Raw genomic sequence first — 13,092 nt, forward strand, 5'->3', positions numbered from 1 at the left:
ATCCTTTTTTACGGAAAAGAACGGAGGCAACCCATGTCCACCTCATATTTCGTCGCTGCCGACTGGCTGATTGAGCACGGCGACGATCCGGAAGTCCAGATTATTGACGCACGTATGGCCCCGCCGGGGCAAGAGCATCGCGACGTGCCCGGTGAATACCGTGCCGGACATCTGCCTGGCGCGGTATTTTTTGATATCGAAGCCCTCTCCGACCACACCTCTCCCCTGCCGCACATGCTGCCGCGCCCGGAAGCATTTTCCGTGGCGATGCGCGAGCTGGGCGTCAGCAAAGACAAACACCTCGTTGTTTACGATGAGGGTAACCTCTTCTCCGCCCCGCGGGCGTGGTGGATGCTGAAAAACTTCGGCGTGGAAAAAGTGTCGATTCTGGCGGGCGGGCTTGCGGGCTGGAAGCGCGACGAGCTGCCGCTTCAGCAGGGCGACGTGACACTGCCGGAAGGCGAATTCGATGCCACGTTCGACGCGCACGTGGTGAAACGCCTGACCGACGTGCTGGTCGTGAGCCATGAAAAAACGGCGCAAATCGTCGATGCCCGTCCTGCTCCGCGCTTTAATGCCGAAGCGGATGAACCGCGTCCGGGGCTGAAGCGCGGACATATTCCGGGCGCGCTGAACGTGCCGTGGGGCGATCTGGTGTTTGAGGGCGAGCTGAAAACCACCGACGAGCTGCGCGCCATTTTTGACCGTGCAGGCGTGGATTTACATCGTCCGATTATTGCCAGCTGTGGCTCCGGCGTAACGGCCTGCGTAGTGATCCTGGCACTCGCCACGCTCGGCGCGAACGACGTCACGCTTTACGACGGTGCCTGGAGCGAATGGGGTGCGCGGGACGATCTGCCTGTCGAACCCGCGAAATAATGGATAACCGTCTGGCCACGCTGTTAACGCGCGGGGCATCGCTGACCCGCGCGGAGTATCGCGTCCTCGCCCACCTCACGGAGCATCCGCTGCTGGTGGGCAACATCACGGTGCGCGAGCTGGCGCAGGCGACGTTTGTTTCGACCGCCACCATCATGCGGCTGAGCCAAAAGCTGGGGTTCAGCGGCTTTAGCGAGTTTATCTGGCACTGCAAGCAGTTGCTTTCCGACACGCCGCATATTGCCGCCCAGGGGCAATCCCTTCCAGAACTCCCGGCGCTGTTTAATCAGTTTATCGCCAACTATCAGCACACCTTTCAGTGGGTCACCCACGACAAACGCCAGCAGTTTGCCGACCTGCTGCGCCAGAAAGAGAGCTTCTTTCTCTACGGCGCCGGGTTTTCCTATCTTTTTGCGGAGTATCTGACCAAGAAGCTGCAAGTTCTGGGCAAAACGGCGTTTATCTCCGGGCCGGGAGACAGCCGAAATATTTTTCTCAGCAATGCCGCACGCTATCAGGTTTTTATTGCCGTCTCGCGCAGCGGCGAAACGGAGCAGGTGCTGGATAAAGCGCGGATTGCCAAAAACGTCGGCATGACAATCGTTGCCTTTACCCGCGCCTCGGCCAATACGCTGGCGGGGATGGCGGACGTGCACTTTGCCCTCTATGACGAAGCGGTACACTACGCCGCCGAAGCCGCGGGGGTGACGTCGTTTGAGTCGAATCTGGTGCTGCTGATGGATTTACTGCTGCTGGAAGCAACGGGGTGACATTCACCCCGCTGTAATCAGATGATGCGGTTGGTTTTGAGATCGCGCAGGAAGCCGCCCCAGCGACGCTCGTAGAACGGCGTGATGTGCTCGGTAATAAAGTGGCTGATGCCCTTCTCACCGTTCTTCACCTGGCAGATATCGATCGGCTCATCGCCCGGCAGCGTGTCGGTCGCCACGCTTCCCGTCGCCTGAATGATATCCTCGATATCGCCGTCCGCCTCAATACCAATCAGCAGTACCGGATGCTCGTCCGCGCGCTCTTTAATAGAGCAGAGGAACGCGCGCCTGACGGGCTTGAGCGTTTTGAACAGCGTGGTCAGCGAATCGATCATCTGCGCGGGTGGTTCAGCCACTTCAGACAGCAGCAGCGTTTCGCCCCCTTCCAGCACTTCCTGAGTGCTGAGCGGGTTGCCCTCGTCACCCATCAGATGGCTGATTTCGCGCGGAGTAAACTCTTTCCCGGTCGGCAATTTAGCGTTGAGGAACAGCGTCTGCCCCAGCGTCATTTCAAACAACGTGCGCACCGGCATCACCACGAACGCCTGTTCTTCTTCTACCGCTTCCTGCAGGGCTTCCAGTGAGGTAAAGAACGGGATCACCGAGGTGCCGTCGTCTTTTTCCCAGTGCAGCAGATCCAGCGCGCTGTCTTCTACGACCTGCTCACCTTCCGCCGCGGTGCCCGGCACCCAGACGGTGGATTCCAGCAGCGTGCGGAAAAATGCCGGACGATGGGCGGGTTCGGTCGCCGCCTGCTCCAGCAGGGTTTCTAATTCGTTTTTGGTTTCGGACATAGTTTTGGCTACTTCAAAAAAACGCCGGGTGGCGCTTCGCTTACCCGGCCTACAAAACCGTAGGCCCGTGCAAGCGCAGCGCCGCCGGGCAATATGATGACTCCGAAGGCGCGCGTAAGCGCAGCGCCCCCGGCAAAAAAGATTACTCCGCCGTCAGCAGGTTCGCCACGGTACGCACGCCCAGACCGGTCGCGCCCGCGGACCACTGCTCAACTGCCGCTTTACGGTACGTTGCAGAACAGTCGATGTGCAGCCAGCCCTCGTGGTAGTTCTCAACAAAGTGAGACAGGAAGCCTGCTGCGGTGCTTGCACCCGCCGGGTACGCCGCGCTCGCGGTGTTGTTCAGCTCGGCAAAGTTGGACGGCAGCTGGCTGCGGTGGAACTCGGCCAGCGGCAGACACCAGAACGGCTCGTTTTCCGCAGCAGCGCTTGCCAGCAGGCGGGCAGCGAGCTTGTCGTCAAAGCTGAACAGCGCATGGTAGTCGTTGCCCAGGGCGGTTTTTGCCGCACCGGTCAGGGTCGCCATGTCGATAATCAGCTCTGGCTTCTGCGCAGAAGCGTCGATCAGGCCATCGGCCAGCACCAGGCGGCCTTCGGCGTCGGTGTTCATCACCTCAACGTTTTTGCCGTTGCGGTAGCGAATGATGTCGCCCAGCTTGAAGGCGTTACCGCTGACCATGTTGTCCGCGCAGCACAGGTAGAGCTTCACGCGCTTGTTCAGACCGCGGGTAATCGCAAACGCCAGCGCGCCGGTGATGGTTGCCGCGCCGCCCATGTCGGACTTCATGGAGTCCATGAACGCGCTCTGCTTGAGGCTGTAGCCGCCGGTGTCGAAAGTAATGCCTTTCCCGACCAGGCAGGCAAAGACCGGCGCTTCTTTATCGCCGGTTGGGTTGTAATCCAGCGCCAGCAGGACCGGAGGACGCTCAGAACCACGGCCCACGGTGTGGATGCCCATGTAGTTCTGCTCGCGAAGGTCTTCACCTTTGGTGATGCGGTAGGACATTTTCTCGCCCGCCACGCCGCACAGCAGGTCAACCGCACGCTGCGCCAGCTGCTCAGGGCCTAACTCTTCCGCCGGGGCGTTGATGGTGTCGCGCACCCAGTCGATGATTTGCAGGCGGCTTTCCAGCTCTTTCTGACCGGCTTCATCAAGGTTAGCCCACTCGATTTTACGGGTGCCTTTCGGGCCTTTGTAGCCTGCCCAGAATGCCCAACTGCGGTCGGTGTCCCAGCCTTCGCCTTCCAGAGAGACGTGTTTAATCCCCAGGCCGTCAATTTTACGCGCGGCGCGCTGGATTAGGCCCAAGTCATCGTTGCCCGTTAGGTGCAGGGTAATGCCGTCGTTATTAATGCTGTAGGTGGCTTTCTCGCCCCAGCGCGCGTCAGCAGGCTGATTCGAGAGCGTAATCGTCATCGCTTCGGTCATTTTATTTTTCCTTATTAGCAACTAGCAAACGGGCCGCCTGAAGGCAGCCCGTTTATGTTATTTATTCTGCTTCATCTAACCAGACTAACAGAATCGCCTCCAGAATTTTTTCATTGGATGCGCTTGGATCGTCGTCGAAATCCTCTAAATCGCAGATCCACTGGTGCATGTCGGTGAATCGTACGGTCTTAGGATCGAGATCCGGGTTCGCGTCGTAAAGCGCTTCGCCGATTTCACGGCTGTCTGTCCACTTGAGTCCCATATCAATGCTCGCGTGCGTGGTTGATGGTGTAGCGTGGGAATTCCACGACCAGATCTTCATCGGTCACCGCGGCCTGGCAGCTCAGGCGGCTGTCTGGCTCCAGACCCCATGCTTTATCCAGCATGTCGTCTTCGTCTTCGGTGCTCTCGGCGAGAGAGTCGAAACCTTCACGCACGATGCAGTGGCAGGTGGTGCAGGCACAGGATTTTTCACAGGCGTGTTCCACTTCGATACCTGCACGCAGGGCAACATCGAGAATGGTTTCACCGGTCTTCGCTTCCAGAACAGCGCCATCCGGACAGAGGTCCGCATGAGGCAAAATTACAATCTTTGGCATATTAAACCTCGTCCACGGACTGGCCTTTCAGCGCGACGCGGACAGATTTGTCCATGCGGCGAGCAGCGAAGTCCTGGGTTTGTTTATCAACGTTTTTAATGGCTTCTTCTATTGCGTCAGCGTCATTGCCTTCGGCCACTGCGCTCAAGCGCGCGGCAGCATCGTCAATCACCTGACGCTCAGCGGCGCTTAACAGCGCGGCATCGGCAGCGAGCGCGCCGTTAAGGCTTTCCAGCACGCGTGCGGCTTCAACTTTTTGTTCAGCCAGCATACGCGCCTTCACATCCTGCTCGGCGTAGCTCATTGAGTCCTGAATCATGGAGGCGATTTCGCCATCGGTCAGGCCGTAGGACGGCTTCACCTGGATGGACGATTCCACGCCGGTGGATTTTTCCATCGCCGTGACGCTCAGCAGGCCGTCCGCATCCACCTGGAAGGTGACGCGAATATGCGCCCCGCCCGCAGGCAGCGCCGGGATGCCGCGCAGCGCAAAGCGCGCCAGTGAACGGCAGTCCTGCACCAGCTCGCGTTCGCCCTGCATCACGTGGATGGACATCGCGGTCTGGCCGTCTTTGAAGGTGGTGAACTCCTGCGCGCGCGCCACCGGAATGGTGGTGTTACGCGGGATCACTTTCTCCACCAGGCCACCCATGGTTTCTAACCCCAGCGACAGCGGGATGACGTCCAGCAGCAGCATTTCGCTGTCCGGCTTGTTGCCGACCAGAATATCGGCCTGGATAGCGGCGCCCACGGCGACCACTTTGTCCGGGTCGATGGAGGTCAGCGGCGTGCGGCCAAAGAATTCTCCCACGCGCTCGCGCACCAGCGGTACGCGCGTGGAACCGCCCACCATGACCGCTTCCAGCACCTCGTTCGCCTCAACGCCTGCATCCTTCAATGCGCGACGGCAGGCCAGCAGGGTGCGTTTCACCAGCGGGGCAATCAGATCGCTGAACTGGTCGCGGGTGATGTCACCCTGCCAGCCCGCAACGTTTACGGAAACCGTCTGCGCATCGCTCAGGGCGATTTTGGCGTCGATAGCCGCATCCAGCAGTTCACGCTGTACGCGCGCATCGCTGCGATCGCTGATGCCCGCCTGCTCGCGGATGTAATCCGCCAGCAGATGGTCGAAGTCATCGCCGCCCAGCGCGGAATCCCCGCCGGTCGCCAGCACTTCAAACACCCCGCGACTCAGGCGCAGGATGGAGATATCAAAGGTGCCGCCGCCGAGATCGTAAACCGCAATAACCCCTTCCTGACCGGAGTCGAGGCCGTAGGCAATCGCCGCCGCCGTCGGTTCGTTCAGCAGGCGCAGCACGTGCAGGCCCGCCAGACGCGCGGCGTCTTTGGTGCCCTGACGCTGTGCATCGTCAAAATAGGCCGGAACGGTGATGACTACGCCGTCCAGATCGCCGCCGAGCGTTGCGGTCGCACGCGCCGCCAGCGCTTTGAGGATGTCAGCGGACACGCGGATTGGGTTCAGCAGACCGGCCGCGGTGGCAATCATCGGCAGGCCGTTTTCACTGGCCTGCAGCCGATACGGCAGATGCGGATAGCGGGTCTGAATATCGGCCAGCGAGCGGCCCATCATGCGCTTTACGGAGCTGATGGTGTTGGCCGGATCGCGCGCGGCGTTGGCGCGGGCGTCATAGCCAACCGCGTGACCCTGCTGCTGGTAGTGGACCACGGAAGGCAGCAGATGGCGGCCCTGCTCGTCGGCCAGCGTTTCCGCCTGGCCGCTGCGCACGGTCGCCACGAGGGAATTGGTGGTGCCGAGATCAATACCCACCGCCAGACGACGCTGGTGCGGTGCGGCACTTAAGCCAGGCTCACTAATTTGTAATAAGGCCATAATTGCTTCCGAAATTAAAAATCGAGCAGCTTTTCTTCGAGTTGTTCAGCACTGCTTCGTAGTTTATCGAGAAAACGGAGTTTGCGCACAGTGTCTGCCGCCACGTCCCAGGTCTCGTTGTTCAGTTGCTGCACCATCTGCTGATGGCGGGTATCGAACATGCCCTTCACGCGCTTGATGAAGCTTTCCAGACGCGCTTCGTCTTTGGCCTGTTCAATCTCATCCAGCTCTTCGCGAAGCTCGAGCTGCTCCATCAGAAACGCGGTGTCGCGTACGGTATGCTGTTCGCTCGCCAGGTCGAAACCGTGCAGTGAAAGCAGATACTCGGCACGGCTCAGCGGATGACGCAGCGTCTGCCAGGCCTGGTTGATGGTCGCAGAGTGGGAAACCGCAGCCAGTTGCTCTGACTGAGTACCGCTCGCGAATTTATCCGGGTGGTACTGCCGCTGCAGATCCTGAAAGCGGATCGTCAGCGCCTGCAGATCGATCGGGTATTGAGCGGGTAGTCCGAAGAGAGTGAAGTAATCCATAACAATCTCAGGGGTAGCCTGTTAGAACAAACCCCACACACAGAGATCCTGCGGTGGGGTTTCGGATGACGCGCGGTTAAACGTGGAAGCTTTCGCCGCAACCACACTCGTCTTTGACGTTCGGGTTCGTGAATTTGAACCCTTCGTTCAGGCCTTCTTTAACGAAGTCCAGCTGAGTGCCGTTGAGGAATTGCAGGCTTTTGCCATCGACCACCACCTTCACGCCCTTGTCTTCAAACACGGTGTCGTCAGACGCCGGTTCATCAACAAACTCCAGTACGTAAGCCATACCAGAACAGCCGGAGGTACGTACGCCCAGTCGCAGGCCGAAGCCTTTACCACGGTTCGCCAGAAAAGAGCTTACTCGCGCGGCAGCGCTGTCGCTAAGGGTAATCGACATACTCAAACCTCAATTATTTTGCTTCACGTTTGCTTTTGTAATCCGCAATGGCGGCTTTGATCGCGTCTTCTGCCAGAATTGAACAGTGAATTTTCACCGGCGGCAGTTCGAGTTCTTCAGCAATATCGGTGTTCTTGATAGCCTGTGCTTCGTCCAGAGACTTGCCCTTCACCCATTCGGTCACCAGGGAGCTGGAGGCGATAGCTGAACCACAGCCGTAGGTCTTGAAGCGCGCGTCTTCAATGATACCTTCATTGTTGACTTTAATCTGCAACTTCATCACGTCGCCACACGCCGGTGCGCCGACCATGCCGCTACCTACGGATTCATCGCTGTTGTCAAAAGAGCCAACGTTGCGCGGGTTCTCGTAATGATCGATGACTTTTTCGCTGTATGCCATGATTGAATTCTCCTTATGTACCGATTAGTGATGTGACCATTCAATGCTGTTCAGATCCACGCCCTGCTTGAACATTTCCCACAGTGGAGAAAGGTCGCGCAGACGGCCGATGGAGTTACGAACCAGCTTGATGGTGTAGTCAATCTCTTCTTCGGTAGTGAAACGACCTAAAGAGAAACGGATAGAGCTGTGTGCCAGCTCGTCAGTCATGCCCAGCGCGCGCAGCACGTAGGATGGCTCGAGGCTTGCAGACGTACATGCAGAACCGGAAGAAACGGCCAGGTCTTTCAGCGCCATGATCAGCGATTCGCCTTCAACATAGTTGAAGCTGACGTTGAGGATGTTCGGTGCGCCCTGCTCGAGATCGCCGTTCAGATACACTTCTTCCATATCCTTCACGCCGTCCCACAGACGGTTACGCAGCGTGCGCAGGCGCGCCATCTCGGTTTCCATCTCTTCTTTCGCGATGCGGTACGCTTCGCCCATGCCCACGATCTGGTGAACAGGCAGCGTACCGGAACGCATGCCGCGCTCATGACCGCCGCCGTGCATCTGTGCTTCGATGCGGATACGTGGCTTACGACGAACGTACAGCGCGCCGATCCCTTTCGGGCCATAGATTTTGTGGCCGGAGAAGGACATCAGGTCCACTTTCAGCTGGCTCAGGTCGATAGGCAGTTTGCCCACGCTCTGGGTCGCGTCCACGTGGTAGATGATACCGCGCGCGCGGCACATTTCACCGATGGTCGCGATGTCCTGAACGACGCCGATTTCGTTGTTTACGTGCATGATGGAAACCAGAATGGTGTCATCACGCATGGCCGCTTCGAGCTCTTTCAGGTCGATGATCCCGTTGCTCTGCGGCGCCAGGTAAGTCACGTCGAACCCTTCACGCTCCAGCTGACGGCAGGTGTCCAGCACGGCTTTGTGTTCAGTTTTGCTGGTGATGATGTGCTTGCCTTTTTTCTGATAAAAGTTGGCTGCACCTTTGATCGCCAGGTTGTCGGATTCGGTCGCACCGGAGGTGAAAACAATTTCACGCGGGTCGGCACCGACCAGGTCAGCAATCTGATTACGGGCGATATCGACCGCCTCTTCAGCATGCCAGCCAAAACGGTGTGAACGGGAAGCTGGGTTACCAAAGTTTCCGTCCAGGGTCAGACACTGCATCATTTTCTCGGCAACACGCGGGTCCACCGGCGTGGTTGCGGAGTAGTCGAGATAAATCGGTAATTTCATTGCTCTTTAAACTCCGTACATCGCTTCAATGCAAGGAATCAGGCAACCGGCTGGATGTACGACCGAGTACACGGGGCGTGACCGCCCCGGCCTGATTCTGAAATACTTATCTTTTTATTACGCGCGCAGTTTTACGTCGATAGCGTCTTGCGCGCGGGTGCTGCGTTGTGATTCATGGCTTTGCTGACGACCCGATACGTCCAGAACTTCCTGGTTATTCACCAGTTCACCCAGGGTGATGTTGTTCAGGAAGCCGGTCAGACGGTCGCTCAAATCGCGCCACAGCGCGTGGGTCAGGCACTTATCGCCGCCCTGGCAGCCGCCTTTACCCTGGCAACGGGTCGCGTCAACGGATTCGTCAACGGCGCTGATCACTTCGCCAACTGCAATACTGCCCGCGTCTTTACCCAGCAGATAGCCGCCGCCTGGGCCACGAACGCTGGAAACCAGTCCATTTTTACGCAGTCTGGAGAACAGCTGTTCCAGATAAGAGAGGGAGATCCCCTGTCGTTCAGAAATATCAGCCAACGGAACCGGGCCCGCTTCGGAGTTGAGCGCAACGTCCAGCATCGCGGTCACGGCATAACGCCCTTTAGATGTCAGTCTCATGTCTTACTTAACCTCAAACTCGCCCCTGCCCGGGGTTTTTTATTGTAAAATGGGGGTATTGCATAGCAGGGCCAAGTCTGACATTCCTGACTAAAATGGTCAACTATTTACTTGACTGTTTTAGTCAGGTATTTAACGTTCTGTGCCTTCATAATATAGGTGCGGCCTGATGCCCTCACCCCAGCCCTCTCCCACGGGGAGAGGGGGAAATCAACACTACTCTTTATTCTTCTGCTCAATCGACGCCAGGATCCCGCGCAGGATGTTCAGCTCCTGGCTTTCCGGACGCGCGCGGGTGAACATACGGCGCAGCTTGTTCATCACCTGTCCCGGGTGGCCTTCGCGGATAAAGCCGGTTGAGAGCAGCGTCTGCTCCAGGTGACCGTAGAAGCGCTCAAGGTCGTCCACCAGCGGGTAGGCGCTCTCTTCCTGAGGCTCAGTACGCTCTTTTTCCTGCGTTGCCAGCCACGCCATACGCACTTCATAGGCGATCACCTGCACCGCCATCGCCAGGTTCAGCGAGCTGTATTCCGGGTTGGCGGCAATCGCTACGTGATAGTGGCACTTCTGCAGCTCGTCGTTGGTCAGGCCAACGCGCTCACGGCCAAACACCAGCGCAACCGGGGCCTGTTCCGCTTCTGAGACACTTTTCAGGCCGCATTCGCGCGGGTCCAGCATCGGCCACGGCAGCGTGCGGGAGCGCGCGCTTGTGCCGACAACGAGGCTACAACCGGCCAGGGCTTCATCAAGGGTATCGACGATCTGGGCGTTGCCGATCACGTCGCTGGCACCGGCCGCCAGGGCGATGGCCTGCGAGTCTGGTTTTACCAGCGGGTTAACCAGCCACAGGTTCGTTAAGCCCATGGTTTTCATAGCGCGGGCAACGGAGCCCATGTTGCCGGTGTGCGATGTTTCGACCAGCACGATTCGAATGTTTTGCAGCATAATTTTAGATGTCTGGATTCTGTGTCTGAAGAATATTCGGGCATATTATCATAAACGGGAGACATAATCCGATCCCGCTGCTATACTCTGCGCCGATTTTCCTGTTCTTTAACATCCAGTGAGAGAGACCGATGCATCCGATGCTGACCATCGCCGTGCGCGCAGCGCGCAAGGCGGGTAATGTAATTGCCAAACACTACGAAACCCCAGACTCCGTAGAAACCAGCCAGAAAGGCAGCAATGATTTCGTGACTAACGTCGATAAAGCCGCAGAAGCGATTATTATCGAAACGATCCGCAAATCTTACCCACAGCACACCATCATCACCGAAGAAAGCGGTGAACATGAAGGTACCGATCAGGATGTTCAATGGGTTATCGATCCACTGGATGGCACCACCAACTTCGTCAAACGCCTGCCACACTTCTCTGTGTCTATCGCAGTACGCATTAAAGGTCGTACTGAAGTCGCCGTTGTTTACGATCCAATGCGTAACGAACTGTTCACCGCTACCCGCGGTCAGGGCGCTCAGCTGAACGGCTACCGCCTGCGCTGCAGCAATGCACGCGATCTGGACGGCACCATTCTGGCGACCGGTTTCCCGTTCAAGGCGAAACAGCACGCGACGACCTATATGAATATCTTGGGCAAACTGTTCACCGAATGCGCAGATTTCCGTCGCACCGGTTCTGCAGCGCTGGATCTGGCCTACGTTGCGACCGGCCGCGTTGACGGTTACTTCGAGCTGTCACTGAAGCCGTGGGACTTTGCGGCGGGCGAGCTGATCGCACGTGAAGCAGGCGCGATTGTTTGCGATTTCACCGGCGGCCACAACTACATGACCACCGGCAACATCGTTGCAGGTAACCCACGCGTTGTTAAAGCCATGCTGGCAAACATGCGTGAAGAACTGAGCGATGCGCTAAAGCGTTAATCCAGTTTGTTAAGCCCGGTGGCGCTACGCTTACCGGGCTTACAAAATCCCTCAGTACGCTAGAAAGGCCGCAATCCCCTCCCCACCGGCACCGCACTCATCCACATCGTCACCGCCGCCACCAGCAGAACCACCCCGCCCGCCAGCGCAAGCGTCGTCCACCCTACCTGTCGCCACAGCACCGGCGTTTTATTGCCGCTGAGTTTAACCGCCAGCTGACGGAAGCCGTGTACCAGCAGCGCTAAAGACGAAATGGTGAGAGACGTTCCTGCCGCCATCGCCAGCGCGGACAACATTCCCCAGCCAAACACGCCGATTACCTTACTGAACAGCAGCACCATGATCGCCCCCGAGCACGGGCGCATACCCATCGAGAGAATAATCATCAGCCGCGCGCGCCAGTCGTCGCCGTTCTGTAATTGTTCCTGCGTGGGCAGATGCTGATGCCCGCATCCGCAGTTTTCATCATGAACGTGGTGCGGCGTAAAGGTCTTGAATTTCGGCTTTTGCAGCAGCACGCGCAGCTTTTTGAGCGCCCGCCAGCAGAGGATCAGCCCCAGCACGCCCACCAGCGCATAGCTCCCTTTTTCAAGCCAGAAGCTGCTCATGTGTAGCTGACGGGCAGGCAGCTGTAAGAGTGAAAGGACTATCACGACGAGCGCAATCGCCACGCCGCCCTGCAGCAGCGAGGAGGCCAGCGTCAGGCCAATGCTCGATCTCAACTTCGAGGGATGAGTAGCAAGCCAGGTGGTGATGACGATTTTGCCGTGCCCCGGCCCCAGCGCGTGCAGAACACCATAGATAAAGCTAAACGCCAGCAGGGAACCGCCCGCTTTTGTCGGGTTCTCCGCCACCGCCTTCAACAGCCCGCTCATCTGTTGATTGACTTCACGCTGCCAGATGATGCTTTTCATCATCACCTGCGGCCAGGCCTGCCACAGCCAGAGCGAACTGCAAACGGCGAGCAGGAGAAAAAGTGCCAGCGGCCAGAGATGAAGCCAGCGGCGCGGTTTTTGGTGCGAAGAGGAGATCACTGACATTGTAACGTCACCTCCTGCGCAAACTGTTTACCCAGCTCCATGTCCTCCGGCGGCGCATCTTCTTTGTCGAGAGAGACCGCAAAGTTCAGCGTCTCTTCGCTGGGCTTAGGCGTGTGGACGATAAGCTTGCATTTCTTTTGTAGCGATGCCGGAAGCTGCACGTCGCTCTCCTCGGCGTAGCTCATATCGACATAGTAGGTGGGGTCAAAGGTGGAGAAACGATACTTTTGCCCTGCCAGCGGCTGAGGGTGTGCCAGCGGGAGAATAAATGTCAGCACCGCCTGATGCCCGTCTCGCGTCATACCGTATTCCGTGGGCCGGTTAAGAAATTTGACCTTTTGTCCGTTATGCCAGAACTCGGTGAAATAGTGCTGACCGAGCACGTTGGCCATCACTTCTGCCGCCAGCTTTTTCCAGATCTCATCGCCAGGCTTTGCGTTTCCCGCATCATAGAGCAGATCCGCCGAGGTGATTTCATCCATCGTCCAGCGCATTTTCAGGCCGCTGAGCTGCGTGCCGTCCGTCACAAGCTCGGTTTTCAGGCTGATAAAACTGTGAGGATGTGCGCTGACGGCAAAGGTGATAACCGCCAAAAATAACGCCATCGCGCTTTGTTTAACTATTTGCATCAATTCCTCACGTCAAAAATTCTGTGATGTTCCCCAGCAATC

The 13,092-nt window shown here is 57.8% G+C and carries 16 protein-coding genes; 3 read left to right on the plus strand and 13 right to left on the minus strand.

Annotation, left to right across the window (positions count from 1 at the left end):
* Positions 1-33 precede the first annotated feature (33 nt).
* Positions 34-879 carry a 3-mercaptopyruvate sulfurtransferase gene (gene sseA, locus EXW94_RS20820; protein WP_059312119.1) on the plus strand — a complete coding sequence of 282 codons (846 nt, stop codon included), beginning with the start codon at positions 34-36 and terminating at the stop codon, positions 877-879.
* Positions 879-1,649 carry a MurR/RpiR family transcriptional regulator gene (locus EXW94_RS20825; protein ID WP_174340913.1) on the plus strand — a complete coding sequence of 257 codons (771 nt, stop codon included), beginning with the start codon at positions 879-881 and terminating at the stop codon, positions 1,647-1,649. The genes sseA and EXW94_RS20825 overlap by 1 nt, the downstream gene beginning before the upstream one ends.
* 17 nt (positions 1,650-1,666) lie before the next feature.
* Here EXW94_RS20825 and sseB read toward each other — a convergent pair whose 3' ends face one another.
* The 11 genes from sseB to trmJ form a co-directional block, all read right to left on the minus strand.
* A complete protein-coding gene (sseB, locus tag EXW94_RS20830; protein ID WP_174340914.1) occupies positions 1,667-2,443 on the minus strand; it encodes an enhanced serine sensitivity protein SseB in 777 nt (258 codons plus the stop codon).
* Between the two features lie 142 nt (positions 2,444-2,585).
* Complete coding sequence (gene pepB / locus EXW94_RS20835; RefSeq protein ID WP_174340915.1) at positions 2,586-3,872, minus strand: aminopeptidase PepB; 1,287 nt, start codon at positions 3,870-3,872, stop codon at positions 2,586-2,588.
* Positions 3,873-3,933: 61 nt separating this feature from the next.
* Positions 3,934-4,134: a Fe-S cluster assembly protein IscX gene (gene iscX / locus EXW94_RS20840; RefSeq protein WP_095282903.1), complete on the minus strand. Its 201-nt coding sequence runs from the start codon at positions 4,132-4,134 to the stop codon at positions 3,934-3,936.
* A 1-nt stretch (position 4,135) separates the two neighbouring features.
* The gene (fdx, locus tag EXW94_RS20845) at positions 4,136-4,471 is read right to left on the minus strand and encodes an ISC system 2Fe-2S type ferredoxin (protein WP_003860652.1); all 336 of its coding nucleotides are present in this window, start codon (positions 4,469-4,471) and stop codon (positions 4,136-4,138) included.
* 1 nt (position 4,472) lies between these two features.
* A complete protein-coding gene (hscA, locus tag EXW94_RS20850) occupies positions 4,473-6,323 on the minus strand; it encodes a Fe-S protein assembly chaperone HscA (protein ID WP_174340916.1) in 1,851 nt (616 codons plus the stop codon).
* A 14-nt stretch (positions 6,324-6,337) separates the two neighbouring features.
* Positions 6,338-6,853 (minus strand): co-chaperone HscB, encoded by a 516-nt coding sequence (gene hscB / locus EXW94_RS20855; RefSeq protein ID WP_174340917.1) that lies wholly within the window; start codon positions 6,851-6,853, stop codon positions 6,338-6,340.
* Positions 6,854-6,929: 76 nt separating this feature from the next.
* Positions 6,930-7,253: an iron-sulfur cluster assembly protein IscA gene (iscA, locus tag EXW94_RS20860; RefSeq protein ID WP_003860659.1), complete on the minus strand. Its 324-nt coding sequence runs from the start codon at positions 7,251-7,253 to the stop codon at positions 6,930-6,932.
* A 13-nt stretch (positions 7,254-7,266) separates the two neighbouring features.
* The gene (iscU, locus tag EXW94_RS20865; protein WP_003860661.1) at positions 7,267-7,653 is read right to left on the minus strand and encodes a Fe-S cluster assembly scaffold IscU; all 387 of its coding nucleotides are present in this window, start codon (positions 7,651-7,653) and stop codon (positions 7,267-7,269) included.
* 24 nt (positions 7,654-7,677) lie between these two features.
* Positions 7,678-8,892: a cysteine desulfurase gene (gene iscS, locus EXW94_RS20870; protein WP_020883022.1), complete on the minus strand. Its 1,215-nt coding sequence runs from the start codon at positions 8,890-8,892 to the stop codon at positions 7,678-7,680.
* 117 nt (positions 8,893-9,009) lie between these two features.
* Positions 9,010-9,501 (minus strand): Fe-S cluster assembly transcriptional regulator IscR, encoded by a 492-nt coding sequence (gene iscR / locus EXW94_RS20875; protein WP_089597799.1) that lies wholly within the window; start codon positions 9,499-9,501, stop codon positions 9,010-9,012.
* Positions 9,502-9,717: 216 nt separating this feature from the next.
* A complete protein-coding gene (gene trmJ / locus EXW94_RS20880; protein ID WP_010434012.1) occupies positions 9,718-10,446 on the minus strand; it encodes a tRNA (cytosine(32)/uridine(32)-2'-O)-methyltransferase TrmJ in 729 nt (242 codons plus the stop codon).
* A 131-nt stretch (positions 10,447-10,577) separates the two neighbouring features.
* On the opposite strand from trmJ, the gene suhB reads away from it, so the two are divergent.
* Entirely contained in the window at positions 10,578-11,381 is an 804-nt protein-coding gene (gene suhB / locus EXW94_RS20885) for an inositol-1-monophosphatase (RefSeq protein WP_010434013.1), read from the plus strand.
* Between the two features lie 59 nt (positions 11,382-11,440).
* Here the strand turns inward: suhB and EXW94_RS20890 are convergent, their stop codons facing one another.
* Both EXW94_RS20890 and EXW94_RS20895 read right to left on the minus strand, forming a co-directional pair.
* Positions 11,441-12,421 carry a nickel/cobalt transporter gene (locus tag EXW94_RS20890; protein WP_174340918.1) on the minus strand — a complete coding sequence of 327 codons (981 nt, stop codon included), beginning with the start codon at positions 12,419-12,421 and terminating at the stop codon, positions 11,441-11,443.
* A complete protein-coding gene (locus EXW94_RS20895; protein ID WP_174340919.1) occupies positions 12,412-13,050 on the minus strand; it encodes a DUF1007 family protein in 639 nt (212 codons plus the stop codon). Before EXW94_RS20895 ends, EXW94_RS20890 begins: the two co-directional genes overlap by 10 nt.
* Positions 13,051-13,092 lie beyond the last annotated feature (42 nt).

It is taken from the genome of Enterobacter sp. JMULE2 (assembly GCF_013337145.1).
GTDB lineage: Bacteria > Pseudomonadota > Gammaproteobacteria > Enterobacterales > Enterobacteriaceae > Enterobacter > Enterobacter mori.

Excerpts from the sequence above, each read along its gene's own strand:
- sseA (WP_059312119.1), top strand. The coding sequence starts at position 34 with ATGTCCACCTCATATTTCGTCGCTGCCGACTGGCTGATTGAGCACGGC.
- EXW94_RS20825 (WP_174340913.1), top strand. The coding sequence starts at position 879 with ATGGATAACCGTCTGGCCACGCTGTTAACGCGCGGGGCATCGCTGACC.
- sseB (WP_174340914.1), bottom strand. The coding sequence starts at position 2,443 with ATGTCCGAAACCAAAAACGAATTAGAAACCCTGCTGGAGCAGGCGGCG.
- pepB (WP_174340915.1), bottom strand. The coding sequence starts at position 3,872 with ATGACCGAAGCGATGACGATTACGCTCTCGAATCAGCCTGCTGACGCG.
- iscX (WP_095282903.1), bottom strand. The coding sequence starts at position 4,134 with ATGGGACTCAAGTGGACAGACAGCCGTGAAATCGGCGAAGCGCTTTAC.
- fdx (WP_003860652.1), bottom strand. The coding sequence starts at position 4,471 with ATGCCAAAGATTGTAATTTTGCCTCATGCGGACCTCTGTCCGGATGGC.
- hscA (WP_174340916.1), bottom strand. The coding sequence starts at position 6,323 with ATGGCCTTATTACAAATTAGTGAGCCTGGCTTAAGTGCCGCACCGCAC.
- hscB (WP_174340917.1), bottom strand. The coding sequence starts at position 6,853 with ATGGATTACTTCACTCTCTTCGGACTACCCGCTCAATACCCGATCGAT.
- iscA (WP_003860659.1), bottom strand. The coding sequence starts at position 7,253 with ATGTCGATTACCCTTAGCGACAGCGCTGCCGCGCGAGTAAGCTCTTTT.
- iscU (WP_003860661.1), bottom strand. The coding sequence starts at position 7,653 with ATGGCATACAGCGAAAAAGTCATCGATCATTACGAGAACCCGCGCAAC.
- iscS (WP_020883022.1), bottom strand. The coding sequence starts at position 8,892 with ATGAAATTACCGATTTATCTCGACTACTCCGCAACCACGCCGGTGGAC.
- iscR (WP_089597799.1), bottom strand. The coding sequence starts at position 9,501 with ATGAGACTGACATCTAAAGGGCGTTATGCCGTGACCGCGATGCTGGAC.
- trmJ (WP_010434012.1), bottom strand. The coding sequence starts at position 10,446 with ATGCTGCAAAACATTCGAATCGTGCTGGTCGAAACATCGCACACCGGC.
- suhB (WP_010434013.1), top strand. The coding sequence starts at position 10,578 with ATGCATCCGATGCTGACCATCGCCGTGCGCGCAGCGCGCAAGGCGGGT.
- EXW94_RS20890 (WP_174340918.1), bottom strand. The coding sequence starts at position 12,421 with ATGTCAGTGATCTCCTCTTCGCACCAAAAACCGCGCCGCTGGCTTCAT.
- EXW94_RS20895 (WP_174340919.1), bottom strand. The coding sequence starts at position 13,050 with ATGCAAATAGTTAAACAAAGCGCGATGGCGTTATTTTTGGCGGTTATC.